This is a genomic window from Chitinophaga jiangningensis, from assembly GCF_900142605.1.
In the GTDB taxonomy this organism is placed as follows: Bacteria; Bacteroidota; Bacteroidia; order Chitinophagales; family Chitinophagaceae; genus Chitinophaga; species Chitinophaga jiangningensis.
On the sequence record NZ_FRBL01000005.1, the window covers coordinates 233,059 to 248,125 of the forward strand.

The 15,067-nt window shown below is 42.9% G+C and carries 7 protein-coding genes; all 7 read right to left on the bottom strand.

Going from position 1 to position 15,067, the window contains the following annotated elements:
• Nucleotides 1-702 precede the first annotated feature (702 nt).
• A complete protein-coding gene (locus BUB18_RS13880) occupies nt 703-1,239 on the bottom strand; it encodes a hypothetical protein (protein ID WP_073081897.1) in 537 nt (178 codons plus the stop codon).
• A 29-nt stretch (nt 1,240-1,268) separates the two neighbouring features.
• Nucleotides 1,269-3,026: a SusD/RagB family nutrient-binding outer membrane lipoprotein gene (locus BUB18_RS13885; protein WP_178372140.1), complete on the bottom strand. Its 1,758-nt coding sequence runs from the start codon at nt 3,024-3,026 to the stop codon at nt 1,269-1,271.
• Nucleotides 3,027-3,049: 23 nt separating this feature from the next.
• Complete coding sequence (locus BUB18_RS13890) at nt 3,050-6,214, bottom strand: SusC/RagA family TonB-linked outer membrane protein (RefSeq protein WP_073081901.1); 3,165 nt, start codon at nt 6,212-6,214, stop codon at nt 3,050-3,052.
• A 429-nt stretch (nt 6,215-6,643) separates the two neighbouring features.
• Nucleotides 6,644-8,023: a RagB/SusD family nutrient uptake outer membrane protein gene (locus BUB18_RS13895; protein ID WP_073081904.1), complete on the bottom strand. Its 1,380-nt coding sequence runs from the start codon at nt 8,021-8,023 to the stop codon at nt 6,644-6,646.
• Between the two features lie 21 nt (nt 8,024-8,044).
• Nucleotides 8,045-11,074: a SusC/RagA family TonB-linked outer membrane protein gene (locus BUB18_RS13900; RefSeq protein ID WP_073081907.1), complete on the bottom strand. Its 3,030-nt coding sequence runs from the start codon at nt 11,072-11,074 to the stop codon at nt 8,045-8,047.
• 564 nt (nt 11,075-11,638) lie between these two features.
• Entirely contained in the window at nt 11,639-12,337 is a 699-nt protein-coding gene (locus BUB18_RS13905) for a hypothetical protein (protein ID WP_073081910.1), read from the bottom strand.
• A 243-nt stretch (nt 12,338-12,580) separates the two neighbouring features.
• Nucleotides 12,581-14,989: an efflux RND transporter permease subunit gene (locus BUB18_RS13910; RefSeq protein ID WP_073081913.1), complete on the bottom strand. Its 2,409-nt coding sequence runs from the start codon at nt 14,987-14,989 to the stop codon at nt 12,581-12,583.
• Between the last annotated feature and the right edge of the window lie 78 nt (nt 14,990-15,067).

A 15,067-nucleotide genomic window follows, 5' to 3' on the forward strand; every position in this document is an offset into this window, starting at 1 on the left:
CTCCGCGTGTCTTTTTTGTTACTGTCACCAAATACAATATCATGTAACTGCAAACCCTGCTACTGCGGGCTACATTGGAATACTAAACAAGCATAACATTTACCATCATGTTTCCTTAACAGTGATTAAATACTACTGTGTTCAAATTCGGTTGAATCTTCTATCATCTTAAGCTAAACTTACTTCGCTACTTCTAGTGGTTATTTGCTGACATAAGCACATAACAATACCATTAACTCCCGGACCTTGTATTTCTTTTAAGCAAATAAAAGAATTAACAAGCCTCGCGTCAGGTTTGAAGGACTATGGTTGCTATAAAGTAATGGAGAACTCGTTGGCGATTCGTTTCCTCATAAGCATTTTAGACTACTAAACTATTCCCTTAATAAGCAATATTAGATTTCGACATCAAAGGAGTATCATCTCGCAATGATCAAACAAATATAATGTAAATGGTTTTGTATTCCCTAACATTTTAGTGGTAAAAATTTAACATAATTTAACTTAAAGAAATGTTAATATAAACAACATATTGATTTATAATCAGTTTACAAAGATTAATGTGTGCTGAAAAATCTTAAAGAATCCCCTATGAGAATGTAGTATGCCGTTAAATAATTTTTAGGAACGGTAAAATACAAAAATCCCGGCTGTGTCTTACAGCCGGGATTTTTAATTATTATTGCTAAGCTTAGTGAAGGACTAATTCTTTTTCTCCCAATACAAAGATGGGTTAGAACCTGCCATCCCATATGAGTTACTACTATATGGTGCAATTGCCTGCATATTACCATCACTATCTATGTAGAATGGAAATGCTTTTACTAATGTACCATCAGGCAGCGTCATATCTGCACCTATTTCGATAAACTCACCCTTAACAAGTTGCGCAGGATTAATACCAAACCATTCTATTAACTGTGCACCTGTTACAGTGATGTTTTTAGCTGGTAACGTAACATTTGCCTGGATAAGGTGAGTATGCTCGTAATCACCATCGTAAGCAGCATATATATCCACTTTTGTAGCTTTTAAAGCATTCCTAAAATAGTAGTCCAGATCAAATGTTGCTGTAAATGTGCTGATGTTATTGAGATTAGCACTGCCTGCTGTCTGAGTAAACAGTGGCAATACACCTTCCCGAATATTATCCGGCAGCTTTGGATTATCGTTCTTACGGCAGGAACTAAATATGCAGACCGTAAGAAGCATTAATATCAATGTTACTGAATTCTTCATACTTACAATTTTTTAATGCTTAAATGGTGCTATTTATCCCAGAAAACATAAGCAGCATCAGGCTGTTTCTGCGGCGGGGCGTTTCTGTTTACGTTTAATTCATCAGCTGGGTAAGGCAATGAAACAGGATATTTTCTACCTAACACAACTCTTACGGAAGGCTGACTAGCGGCGCCGCGAGTAGGATCACCATGGATAGGAGGCTGATATCTTCCACCAGGCGCCTGAGTAGGATCATTTGGATCAAACAGAACAGGATAACCAGTACGACGATAATCAGTATATTGATCACAACTGAAACCATAACTCTGTATCCATTTTTGTGTCATAATAATCTCAAGTTTGCCAGTAGCTGATGCACCACTATACAACGCCATGATCTGGTTGATATAATTGTTTACCGCAGTTGCTCCAGCGAGCTTAGGAATATTCTGGTTTTTATTCGCTCTGCCAGCAACATAATCTACCTGCAGGAAAGATTCTTCCATTGCCTTTTTCAAGGTTGCACCTCCGTCATCAGGATATAATCCTGCATTCATACATTCCGCTTTCAGGAATAATACGTCTGCGTAAGTCAGTAAGCGCAGAGGAGCAGCACCAGTGGCGCTTGCAGAAGATACTCCTCTCACGTTCGTCTGAGCGTTCATATTATAGTTCTTGTAGTTATCGTCGTAACGGCCACCAACAGGATAGATCCCGAAAACAGTAATACTGTTATCATTGGATCTGTCTCTGTTTGGTCCTACAGAACCAAAGAGAATAGAAACGAAAGCACTGTCTCTGTAATCGGTATTACCTACACCAGCAGTTGTGGTATCAGTAGTCTTAATCTGATTATAGAAGTAATACGGAATACGAGGGTCCTCAATACCAGTGAACAGTCTTGGGTTATAGCCTTTCAAGATAGAATAAAACCAAGGGCTCACGTAATGAGAACGCTGTGTAGCATAGTAATCGTTGAAACCTGGATTTCTATCATCAGGCGAATTGCTTGGGCCATAAGACATCATAAAGCCATCCGCCAGTTCTCCAAGCAGTTTCCCGCTGTTCAATAATGCTGTTACATCTGCTGATACGTCTTTGATTAAACGTTGCTGCACCAACAATTTCAACTTGATACTATATGCCAGGCGCGTCCATTTGTCCACATCACCACCGTAAAAAAGATCATCCCCATCTGGTAACAGTGAGTTTCCACCAGGTTGTGCGAGATTATTAATAGCTGTATCAAGCATTTTTAATAATTCCGGATAAATGGTTGCACCGTCATCGAATTTAGGATAACCGTTTTTAGTGAGATAGAACAGGTTTGCCTCAGTGTAGGGTACGTTACCGAAGAGGTCCACCATCTGGCTCATACCATACGCCTTCATAATACGACCGATACCGGCAAAAACGTGGTTTTCTTCAGCATCTGCCTGACGGATTAACACATTGGTATTCTCCAGAAAACCTACATAGCCAAACCCGCTACTCTGCGCACTGTAAAATTGCGTCCAGGCATTATTGATATCAAACTGATCACCCAATGCTCCATATTGGTCCTGAGATTCGCGCACCGTTACCTGATGCATATAAACTGACAGCACTTCGGTGAAACCTATTGCACCTCGGCCTTGGTTACTGAACCCCATAGCATAGGCGAGGCCCTGCTCACTTGCAGTCAGCAGCTGGCTTGAAGTCGCCTTCGACGGGTTATTCGGGTCTGTGTTTATGTCAAGGAAGCCTTTCTTACAACTAACCGTTGCTAAAAGTCCTCCTAACAGTATTATGCAAATTCTTTTCATCGATAGTCTTTTTTTCATGAATACTAGAAAGTCACTCTCACGTTGAAACCAAAGCGACGTGTAGTTGGTGCACCAGACAGTTCAATACCCTGTGTATTGGTAGAACCGAAGCTACCAACTTCTGGGTTGAACCTGGAATATTTTGGCATACCAGGTGCTACGTACCACAGGTTACGGCCAGTCAGTGTCACTGTTAAACCGCCGATAAATGTTTTATTGAACATGGACTTAGGAAAATCATATCCTAAAGTTACTTCGCGCAGTGTGTACACTGTCGCATCGTAAACGTTCCATTCGGTAGCAGAGTTAATAGCGAAACTTTCTCCGAAATAAGCATCAAATACAGATATTGGTGTACTATTAGGGATTGGCGCACCTTTATCATCTTTAAGCACTTCGCCGGGATTATTCACATTACCGTAGTAACCTGGCAGAATGATCATTTTTTCGCGATCTTCTGTGTCTTTGGTTACACCACGCCCCAGCAGGCTGCTCACGGTTACGGAGTAAATATCGCCACCTCTTGTGAGGTCAAATAAAGCATTCAGGAAAACGCCTTTGTAATTGAAGCTGGTTGTCAAACCTGTTTTGAAATCAGGATTTGGATTACCAATCATTCTCTGATCACCAGCCGGGATGAGTAATCCACTACTAGGGTCAATCAGGAGATTGCCTTGGGCATCGCGTGCATCGTATGTACCTCTAAGATAACCATAAGGCTTACCTGCTTCCAGGTATGGGCTGATACCATCCAGTACACCTGCCAAACGAAGACGATCAACACCTTCTCTCAGCTTTGTAACCATGTTTACGTTTCTTGCGAATACCCAGTGGAGATTCCAGGTAAAGCTTTCTGTTTTAACCGGAACCAGGTTCAGGTCAATTTCAAAACCTTTGTTGGTAATCTCACCATAGTTATCCACGAAAGTGGTATAACCAGAGGTTGGAGCGAGGGTAATTGGTGCAATCAGGTTGGTGGACTTTCTGGAATACCAGGCAAAGTCTAAAGCAATTCTTCTGCTGAGGAATTCCAAGGTAGCACCTACTTCGATATCCTGAGTGAACTCTGGTTTCAAGTTTGGATTACCGGCACCAGGGTTCTGAATTACACCTGACTGACCCAGGAATGGCACGTTAACTGACAGGATGTTTTGCAGGCTGTATGGATCTGCATCGCGGCCCACTTTAGCCCAGCTCGCACGAAGTTTACCGAAGTCAAACCAACTGCTCTGAATTTTGAGCGCGTCCGTGAATAACCAGGAAACAGCAGCACTTGGATAGAAGTAGCTACGATTTGCTTTGGGCAAGGTAGAAGACCAGTCGTTACGACCTGTCAAAGTCAGGAACAACCACTTCTTATAGTCGAGGTCAATTTCTCCAAATATACCCCAGAGCCTTCTTTGAATCAGGACATCTTCATTTGGAAGTACGCTTTTGGTATTAGTGAGATTATAGATACCAGGTGCAACAATACCTTTACCGATGTTAACAACCGAGTTGGTGGTACGTTGATTCACGTTATGACCAATGATAGCCTTGAATCCAAAATCTTCATTTTTAAGCTTCGGCGTGAAGGTTCCAATGAGGTTGGACTCGATTTCTGCAAAACGATAGTTTTGTTCGGTGATCTGACCTAAACCTTCTGCACCACGGGAACCAAGGTCAATGATTTCTTTACGTGTCAGGTTGTTTACGTTAGTACCAATCTGATAGCTGGCATTGAACCATGGCAGAATATCGTAGTTCAGTTTCAAACCAGCAACATACCTGTCGGTTCTTGTGCTAACGGTATTATGAATGAATGACCAAAGCGGGTTATCGAACTGGGAATAGAGCGGTTGAACAGGGTAACCGTTTTTATCCTCATATGGATAACCGGCAATATCCCAGTTTCTGGCCAGGAAGAGGTTACGGGCAAAGGAAGAAGCCGCACCATCGATCTGGTTTTCGCCGAACTGTGAACCCAACTGGTTGGTAGTGCTGTAACTGAAGTTACCGCTTACATTCAGGCCATTTGTAAGCCTGGTGATACCACCTACCGCGAGGCTGGCCCGGTTGAAGTCAGAGTGTGGTACATAACCATCCTGACTCATATAAGAGGCAGTTGCACTTACAGAAGACTTCTCATTTCCGCCGTTTACACTGATAGAATTTTCAGAGATAAAGCCAGTACGAAACAGGTCTTTTACGTTATTCGGTACAGCCCTGTAAGGAATTTTAGACCCTGGAGGATATAACTCAGGATAGGCGTCGGAGTATGGCGCCCATACAGTAACTGAGTCAATGGAACCAAATTTAGCACCCCAGGAACCATTCGAAACACCAGAGTAGTTAAAGTTACTACCTGCACCATATGTATTTTGGTATTTAGGGTAACTGGCTACAGTTTCAAATGCAATAGAAGAAGAATAGGTTACTTCTGTTTTCCGTTTAGAGAGGCTAGAAGAACCAGATTTGGTAGTAATTACTACCGCACCGTTTGATGCTCTTGATCCGTACAGTGCCGCAGCAGCAGCACCTTTCAGTACAGTCATGGAAGCAATGTCATTTGGATCGAGTGCAGAGAGACCGCTACCATAGGCACCACCACCGGAGGTTTGGGAAGAAGTGGTTACCTGGTCATTGTTGTACGGGATGCCGTCTACAACGATGAGTGGCTGGTTGTTTCCAAAAAACGAGGTATTACCACGGATCTGGATACGGGTAGCCGCACCTGGCGTACCCTGAGAGGTCCTGATGTCCACACCTGCAACTTTACCTTGCAGGCCTTTTAACATATCAGGTTCAGATTTCTGAAGAATCTGATCAGGTTTTACTGTGGATACAGAATATCCCAGTGCTGCCTCATTCTTTTTCAGACCGACGGCGGTCACAACAACTTCTCCGAGTTGTTTCTTGTCGGCTTCCAGCGCTACATCAACGCTGTTGCCGGCACCAACTGGTACTTCTTTGGTAAGATAACCCACGAAAGAAAACACCAGTGTGGCTCCATTTTCTACTCCATTAAGTTTGTAAGTACCGTCACCAGAGGTGAACACTCCTTTTGTTGTACCCTTAATCACAACAGTAACTCCGGGAATAGCAGAGCCATCTTTTGCATCACTAACTTTTCCGCTGATCGTTCGCTGTGCGACTGCGTTTACTATGCAGCCAAACAGGAGCAGCCAAAGTAGTAGCCCTTTTTTCATAAGCGACTTGGTTTTGATTGACTAATAAAAAGAAGATTGCAGGCTAGAAACTTATCAAGGCATAACCACATTAACTCTTTCATAACTGTGACTAGTAGTTACAAAATATTCATAAGCTAACAGGGTTAAGCTCTCATAAACATTAACCATTAGAACCTATATAACTGTGACTAGCAGTTATACAGGTTTAATTATTTTATCATATGATTTGAAATAAATAAATGTTAAATAACAGGTTAATAACAGAAAAATTCAAACTTTGTTTCCTTTAACCAAATATAAAATAAATCCTTATCAGAATATCAAATTGCCTACAATTTTTATTTAAACAAACAAACTATTTGATTATAAAGTTCTGTTAAATAGGCATTAAAAAAGAGTGCCCCGCCGTAGCGAAGCACTCTTTATAGTTACAACATGCTTGTCTAGTTATTCGTAACCCTGGTTCTGCTCGATGCCTGGATTGGTGTTCCTCTCTTTTTCAGGAATTGGCCAGATTATGTTAAAAGCGTTCGCTTCAATAGTACATGGCGCCTTAATTGCCAGAATGCTGCCGCAGAAATTACGGTTCACTCCTCTGCCATTTCTGATCAGGTCAAAATAACGATGTCCTTCGAACATGAACTCTCTACGGCTTTCAGCCAGTACAGAATCCAGCACAGCAGCCGGTGCTACACCGGTCAGCTTATCCAGGTTTCTTTTTTCCCTGATAACATTCACGTCCTCAATGGCTGCAGCAGGATTAGCGGTACTGTTCGCTTCAGCGCGAATCAGGTACATTTCAGCCAAACGCAGCAGTTTAGGACTGGTCATTCCCTGCTTACCAGATTGACCAGAGAACTTCCTGTTTACATCCTCATCACCAAGCTTATCAAAGTAAACCCTACGGCTGTCAGCAGCATCAAAAGTACTCATCAAATCCGGAGACACGCGAAAATCACCATAACCAGGTTTCTGATACATGTTACCGAGGTTATCAGAACCTGTTGTTTCTGCATCCTGGTAAATCAGTGTGAAGATTTCCTCATTACTATTTGGAACATTATAATAGTCCACACCAGATGGCTGCAGGGTAAATCCTGCATTGATCACATTAGTCGCTTCCACAATCGCATTAGCTTTGTCACCTTTCTGCAGGTACACTCTGGCTAACAGCGCCTCAGCAGCATATTTACTGGCGTGATTTTTTGTGGCTTCACCAACGCCACTCAGCAGCTCCTTCGCCTGAACCAGATCAGCAATAACCTGATCATACACTTCCTTAACGGTAGCGCGGGCAGGCTGATCAATCACATATTTCAATTTCAGCGGAACACCAGGCTGACTGCCACCCCCCTGCGCATACGGACGGGCGAATACATTCACCAGGTCAAAATGCATCAAGGCACGTAAAAATAAGGCCTCGCCTTTGGCTATATTTTTCTGCTCCTGCGTAGCGGAAATACCATCTACTGCTTCAAGTACTCTGTTAGCACGCATAATACCGGTATAAGCCGCTGACCAGAAATCTCTTACATCCGCATCCACGCTAGCATAATCATGTCTGAAGCTGCTCAGAAACCTGTTACTGTTGCTAGCCGCAATGTAGATATTGTCCGCATTAGCTTCAGTCATCACCAGATAGTTACGACCATAGTATTCAGTTTGCTGCAATACATCATATACCCCGTTGAGTGCAGCGGTAATGCCAGAATAATCTGAAAGTGCCTCGTCTGACGAAACCGAATCAGATGGGTTTATATCAAGTTTGCTGTTGCAGGCCTGCATAAACACCCCTGCTGCAGCTATTGCTATAATTAATTTTTTCATAATTGTTAACTCCATTAATTTTTACAAAGTGATATCCACACCAAAACTTACAGTTTTGTTAACCGGGTATTTGAAGAACTCATAACCGGTATTGTCGATTTCCGGATCAACACCAGAATAGCCAGTGATAGTCAGCAGGTTCTGTGCTTGCACATACAGGCGAACATTCTGAATCTTAGCAGCATTGAGCCAGGATTTAGGCACATTATAACCCAGTACTACGTTACGCAGTCGGATGTAGGAACCATCTTCCAGATAACGGGTAGACAATGCCGCAGAGTTCTTGTTACCTCCAGGAATTGGTTTAGGTCTGCTGGCGTTCTGACCTGGGGTAGTCCAGTAGTTTTCGCCGGCTTCCACATTATAATTCCAGTTCAGGCGACCGCCATCAGCATCACCATATCTTGCAGTACCATTAATTACCTGATTACCCTGTGAGGCATATATAAATGCAGACAGTGTGAAGTTTTTATAATTAAAGGTATTATTGAAGCCAAGAGTAATTTTGGGCATGGTAGTACCAAAAACTCTGTAATTAGCCAGATTGATATTGTTGGTAGTTGTACCATCTGCTTTGTACCACAATGGATCGCCATTGTTTGGATCAACACCAGCCCACTCTTTCAGGTACCAGCTGTATGCAGGCAAACCTTCACGGTGAATAGTTCCTGTGTAAGTAGTCCCGTCAGAGTTGGTAGGAGGATTCACATCAGCAGCACCACCCATTGACAGAATTTTGTTTTTGTTATAAGCAAAAGTCACGTCAGTAGACCATTGAAAGTCTTTATGATCGATATTGCGGGAAGAAATACTTGCTTCAACCCCTTTATTGGCCATAGTTCCCAAGTTTACGAGACGATCAGGATATCCGCTTGTCGGCGGCAAAGGGTTCCTCAGCAACAGGTCAACTGATTTTCTGTAGTAAAGATCCACAGAAGCAGTCAGTCTGTTTTTCAGGAATCCCATATCCAGACCCACGTTGGTGGAAATACTCTTTTCCCAGGTGAGGTCAGGGGTACCTGGCTCAGTTGGACGACTGGCAGGAGATCCACCATACGCCACATCGTAACCATAAATAGACATCCATCCAAAATCACTGATTCCACCCGCAATACCAGAGGTACCATGGCTCACACGCAGTTTTGCATCGGAGAAGATATGCTGATCCTTCATGAAGTTCTCGTCGATAATACGCCAGGAACCACCCAGAGAGTAGAAATTAGACCATTTATGACCCGGTGCAAAACGGCTGCTGCCATCTCTTCTTAATGATCCGGTGAAATAATACTTACCATTGAAAGTATAGTTCAACTGACCCAGGTAAGACAGGAATCGACTGTCAGTTTGCGTACCACCAACACCGAGTGGAACTGCAGCAGCGTCCAATACCGGGGTTTTAGGAGTAGCAAATCCTACACCTTCCGCATTAAATGAGTTAAAGTGGGTTGGAGCATATTCCATTAATGCCAGATAATCAAACAGGTGCTTTTGACCCACGTTGAACTTACCGCTCAAAGAAGTCTGAGAAGTGATTGTTCTCTGATTACGCTGTGCCTGGTACACACTACCACTCTGATTAGGATCAGAGAAGTTATAACCATCACCGGTAGTCGGATCCTGGAAAGATTTCTGCTGTGCGCTTACATAGTCTACAGATATGTTCTGACCAAATTTCATCCAGTCAAAAATTTTGTAGTTCAGGTACATTTTACCCAGTATACGCAGGTTTTCTACGCGGTTAGTGTTCAGTGCAGAAGAGTACACAAAGTTGTCTCCAGTATTGGAGGTATTCTGCCACAAGTCTTCCAGACCGGTGTACAGACTGCCGTCAGGCTTGTAAGCAGGCAACAGCGGACTATTTGCGAAGCTTCCGAGCAGCGGGCTGCTGTAACGGTTACCGGCACCGGCATTATTGATATCAGCATAAGACAGGTTCAGGTTCAAACCTACATCCAGTCTGTCGCTAACTTTACTTTGCACATTGGATACAACGGAATAACGCTTCAGGCCAGAGTTGATCATAGCCCCATCCTGGCTGAAATAACCACCAGAGAGGTAGTATTGTGTTTTCTCGTTACCACCGCTGGAGTTGATTTCGTAATTCTGAGTTTTACCATTTTGGAAAGCAAGATCTCTCCAATCAGTTGCGTATTTCAATAATGAATCCGGAACAGCAGCCTCAATATCTTCCTGAGAGAAGCCATTCAATCGATACACATCACGTTTATAGTTAAAAGCCTGCTGGGCATCCATTTGCTTCCAGTTGCCAAAGCTAGGCATATTGAAACCATACTGCGCTTTAAAGCCTACTTTAGACTGACCCGCTTTACCTTTTTTGGTAGTGATGACGATCACACCGTTCCCACCACGGGCACCATACAGCGCCAGAGCGGATGCATCTTTCAATACGTTGATGCTTTCGATATCATTTGGATTGATGTTGGCCATGATATCAGTACTCTGTGTCTGAGTTACCTCATTCACCTGACCAGCATTAATAATCACCCCATCGATCACATAAATAGGATCAGCGCTCGCACTCAGGGACCCGATACCACGAATGCTGATGCTTTGTTTAGCACCTGGCTGACCAGATCCAGAAGAAGATACCACACCAGGGGCGCGGCCTTGCAGCAGCTGGTTTACATCCGGCATAGGTACGTTTTCCAGTTGCTTGGAACCTACTTCAGAAATGGAGCTTACCAGTTTTTTACGGTCTACTACCGTATAACCTGTTACCACCACTTCGCTCAGTTGCTTGTCGTCAGCACCAAGTTTCACGTTCAACACGTCGCTGGCAGCTGGCTTTTCCTGGTTGGCATATCCCACGAAAGAGAATACCAATACGGCATTAGCATCAACTGCAATTTTGTAAGTACCATCCACAGAAGAAGTAGTACCCTTGTTGGTACCTTTAATTTGAATGGTTACACCCGGGATAGGAGAGCCGTCCCGAGCATCAGTAACTTTCCCCGTAACTGTGCGACCCTGTGCGAATACATTTCCGGCAAGGGACAACACGGCCAGGAGGAGAACTAATACTTTCCTCATAAGCATGTTTTGTTTCCGTTGTTGTTATCTATCTTTTTAAAATAAAAAGCTACGTCTGAGCTCTAAAAAGAGCCAAATGATACAGTACCCCTGGTTAAATAGCAGGTTCGGTTTTTACTGAATAAATTGTTGTGGAGAATGCACAGGTTTCTATGGCATGGTCGAGTTCACAAAGTTGACAATTACCAAGAATATTACTTCTTTGTTGTGATTATTTCAATAAATCACACAAAGAAGTAGTTATCCTTTTTCTCACAAGCAGTTTCCTTAATAATTTTCCAATCAGACTGTAAATATAGACTTTATTAACAAAAATTTAAAGGTTGCAACTTGCAAATAACAACCCGATAACAAGGCTTTAACTTTTCATTAACATATAAATATTAATCACTTTACATTTATATCTTGATAATTAAATATTTATAAATACTCAAGGAAAGTATGTTGAAAAAAGATAACCTGAAAAATAGAAGAATTTACAACTGTTAAACAGTTAACAAACAGGGTTAAACAAAAAAACCCGGCCGAAACGCTCGGCCGGGTCAATGCCATTAGGTGAAAAAATCAGGATAAAGTGAGTGGATATGATTTCAGCATCTCTAATAAAACCGTGAACAAATCATCTCCACGATAATTAAATCTGAACTCACATTCTTTTAAATGTAAATAAGCAGTATTCCTGTTCAGCCCCTTGAACTTGGCTAAACGATGCTTAGTTAGGCCCCAGAAAGCATCCACCTCATCCATCTGAGGGGTTCCGGATGCATCAGTAGGCTTGCTGCTTAATCTGTACAGGCGATACTGCCCCAGATCAACCACGCCGGAATAATTGCGCAAACGCTCCGTCGTGTTAATCTTCTCCAATACAGACCTGCCACGGGTGGCAGCATGAATCATGGAACGGCTGACATCAGGTAGTAATTCGGTGTGTAACCGGTCAGCAATTTTGACAATGCCGAAAATAACAGGCCTTACAGCCTTGTCAACATCGGACTGCACTGCGACCAGGGTATCATCATCCTGGTCCAAACGGGAATCCTCCCGTTCAAACAATGCAGCAACAGGGATAGACACAGGATGCAACGTTTCACAATAACGCGCGATCTGGCCTCTTAACTTTTTGAGGTAACTATTGATCGTTACCCGACTTACGCCACTGATATTCGCTATCTGCGTGGCTGTCAGATCATCGGCGAACAGCCGTAGGATCTCCTTAAATTTCCGCTCACTCAGGTGAGCGCCCTTTAAGTATTTGTTTTTCATGAACTAGTGGTTAGAATGGCATTATAAACCTCTCATTTTTTTATGTGGATATATACAGTTTTATGATGAACGGTAATTAAAACGGATAAGCGATTTTTACTAGATTAGTTTAAGCACTTTTTTTGTCCGCTTTAGCTAAAAGTTTAGCATGGCCTGTAGAAAAACATCCCCAAAAACGAAAAATGCAGTGACTACCAACGGTAATCACTGCATTCAGCAGATTAGTTATATGACCAGACTTTCCTAGTCCTTATCGCCCACACCCAATTGATCTATAGCAATATCCTCCTCCTCATCCAGCGGTTTCCATAACGCTTTCTTCTTCGCCTGTTTCAACAAAGCCTTCTCCATCCACAACAACAGTGCCGGCAGAATTGTAAGGTTCGTAATCATCGCCACAATCAAGGTTAAAGAGGTTAACCATCCTAACGCCTTCGTACCACCAAACTCTGAAAAACTGAAGATCATGAAGCCGGCAAACAAAATCAACGAAGTATAAATGATACTCAACCCGGTTTCATGAATCGTCTGCTTTACAGTAGCACTGATATTTAAATCATGATGCGGCAACTCCTGCTTAAAATTCACCAGGAAACGGATCGTCACATCTATCGCAATACCCAATGCCACACTAAATACCAACACCGTAGAAGGCTTCAGCGGCACACCTACCCAGCCCATCACACCAGCCGTTACTACCAGCGGAATTAAATTCGGAATCAACGATATAATCACCATCCTCCACGAACGGAACAAATACAGCATACACACCATTATCAACACAAACGCCAGCACAATACTCTCCGTCAAACCACTGATGATAAATCGCGTCCCCTCCTGGAAAATTACACTTGTACCGGTAAACGTTACGTTATACTTACTGCTATCAAAAATTTCATTGACCTTAGGCCGCAGCGAATCCAGCAACTCCGGCAAACGCCTCGACCCAACATCAGCCATATTCACACTTACCCTGGCCACCTGCTTCGTACTATCCATAAACGAATTCACCAGCTTCGAAAATGTAGTATTCGCACCAGCTCCTGTTGGTGCCTTCATCCGCAGGTACGGCGCCAGGAAACCCAGGTCAAACTGATTAGGTACGGCATAGTTACTGCTGTCGCCACTATAATACGCCTGCTTTGCAAACTTGATACCTTCCACCACCGACAACGGCCTTGCAAAGTCCGGCTGCGCCGCTATCAGCAGCGTAAGCTGATCCAGCTTCCCCAGCGTCTGCAAATTCACCACGCCATTCTTACGCTTCGTGTCCACTGCTATCTCCAATGGCATCACCCCTTTAAAATTCTTCTCAAAAAACTTTAAGTCCGTGTATAACCTGTCCGTATGCGGAATATCATCTAACATGTAACCTACCGATTGCAAACGCATCATGCCCACAATGGATAAAATTACCAGCACTGCACTCACCGCGTATACCAATTTGCGGTATTTGAACACCAACGTTTCCAACAGGTTCAGCACTTTAGTGAAGAACCCATTTTCACGATAGGAAATATGTTTCGTTTTAGGCGCTGGCAAATAACTCAATACACTCGGCAAAAACACAAAAGAAATCATGAATATCAGCATGATGTTCACACCGGCTACCACACCAAACTCTTTCAGAATAGCACTGTTCGTAAAGCAAAACACCCCAAACCCAATAGCAGCAGTAATATTGGTAAACAACGTTACAATACCCATCCGCTGAATCATGCGTACCAACGCTCTCGTTTTGTTATTATGCTTCGCGTACTCCGTATGATATTTACTGATAAAATAAACACAGTTAGGAATCCCAATTACCACAATTAATGATGGAATCAAACCAGTCAGCAACGTGATCTTATACCCCATCAATACGATGGTGGCAACAGACCAGATCACGCCAATGGCTACCACCACCATCGACATCAGTACTGCCCCGAAGGATCTGAAAAATAAAAAGAGAATTAATCCCGTAAGCAGGAATGATATCTTCAAAAACAATTTCAGCTCATCCGCCACCTTAACGGCCATGACTGTACGAATCAGCGGCAGTCCGCTCAAACGCACTGTTGTTTTTTGCTTTTCTTCAAATGCTTTGGTAATCTTATAGATAGAATCCACTACAGCCGTACGTTTCGGCGAATTGAACACATCCTTGTTTACATAAATAGCCATGAGATAAGCATGGCTTTCGGCATTATATAACAACCCTTTATAAAACAGTAAAGTGTTAAACACATTGGCAAGACTATCAATCTCCTGCTGCCCCGATAAATCCCCTTTAAACAAAAGCCCTGCTTCCAGCTTTCTGGTGCTGTCATTCTTCACCAGGTTGATAGCGGAAGGTACGCTCAGGATATTTTCCACTGCATGGATACTTTTGATATCCTTATTGAGCTGAATGTAATCGTGAAAGAAGTCTTTCTGAAAGAACTTGTCGGTTTGTACCCCCAGCACCATCATGTTCCCATCTTCCCCAAACTTTTTCTTAAACTGCTGAAATTCAAGATACTTAGGGTTATCATGCGGAATAGTGGCCACATAATCATAGGACATCTGCACTTTACTGGCAAACCAGGCCATCACGCCAGTTGTAACCAGTAATAACAATAATAGTGTTAGGCGAAATTTGAGCACAAAGCTGGCTAAGCGTTGCCACATGTGGATTTTTCAATTTAGTAAGGGCGTAAAGGTAATTAAAATTGCTATTGGCTGTTAACCGCCGCTTTTAGCTAAATT

Bases quoted from the DNA above. Each gene is read 5' to 3' on its own strand.
- BUB18_RS13880 (WP_073081897.1), bottom strand. From the start codon at position 1,239: ATGAAGAATTCAGTAACATTGATATTAATGCTTCTTACGGTCTGCATA.
- BUB18_RS13885 (WP_178372140.1), bottom strand. From the start codon at position 3,026: ATGAAAAGAATTTGCATAATACTGTTAGGAGGACTTTTAGCAACGGTT.
- BUB18_RS13890 (WP_073081901.1), bottom strand. From the start codon at position 6,214: ATGAAAAAAGGGCTACTACTTTGGCTGCTCCTGTTTGGCTGCATAGTA.
- BUB18_RS13895 (WP_073081904.1), bottom strand. From the start codon at position 8,023: ATGAAAAAATTAATTATAGCAATAGCTGCAGCAGGGGTGTTTATGCAG.
- BUB18_RS13900 (WP_073081907.1), bottom strand. From the start codon at position 11,074: ATGAGGAAAGTATTAGTTCTCCTCCTGGCCGTGTTGTCCCTTGCCGGA.
- BUB18_RS13905 (WP_073081910.1), bottom strand. From the start codon at position 12,337: ATGAAAAACAAATACTTAAAGGGCGCTCACCTGAGTGAGCGGAAATTT.
- BUB18_RS13910 (WP_073081913.1), bottom strand. From the start codon at position 14,989: ATGTGGCAACGCTTAGCCAGCTTTGTGCTCAAATTTCGCCTAACACTA.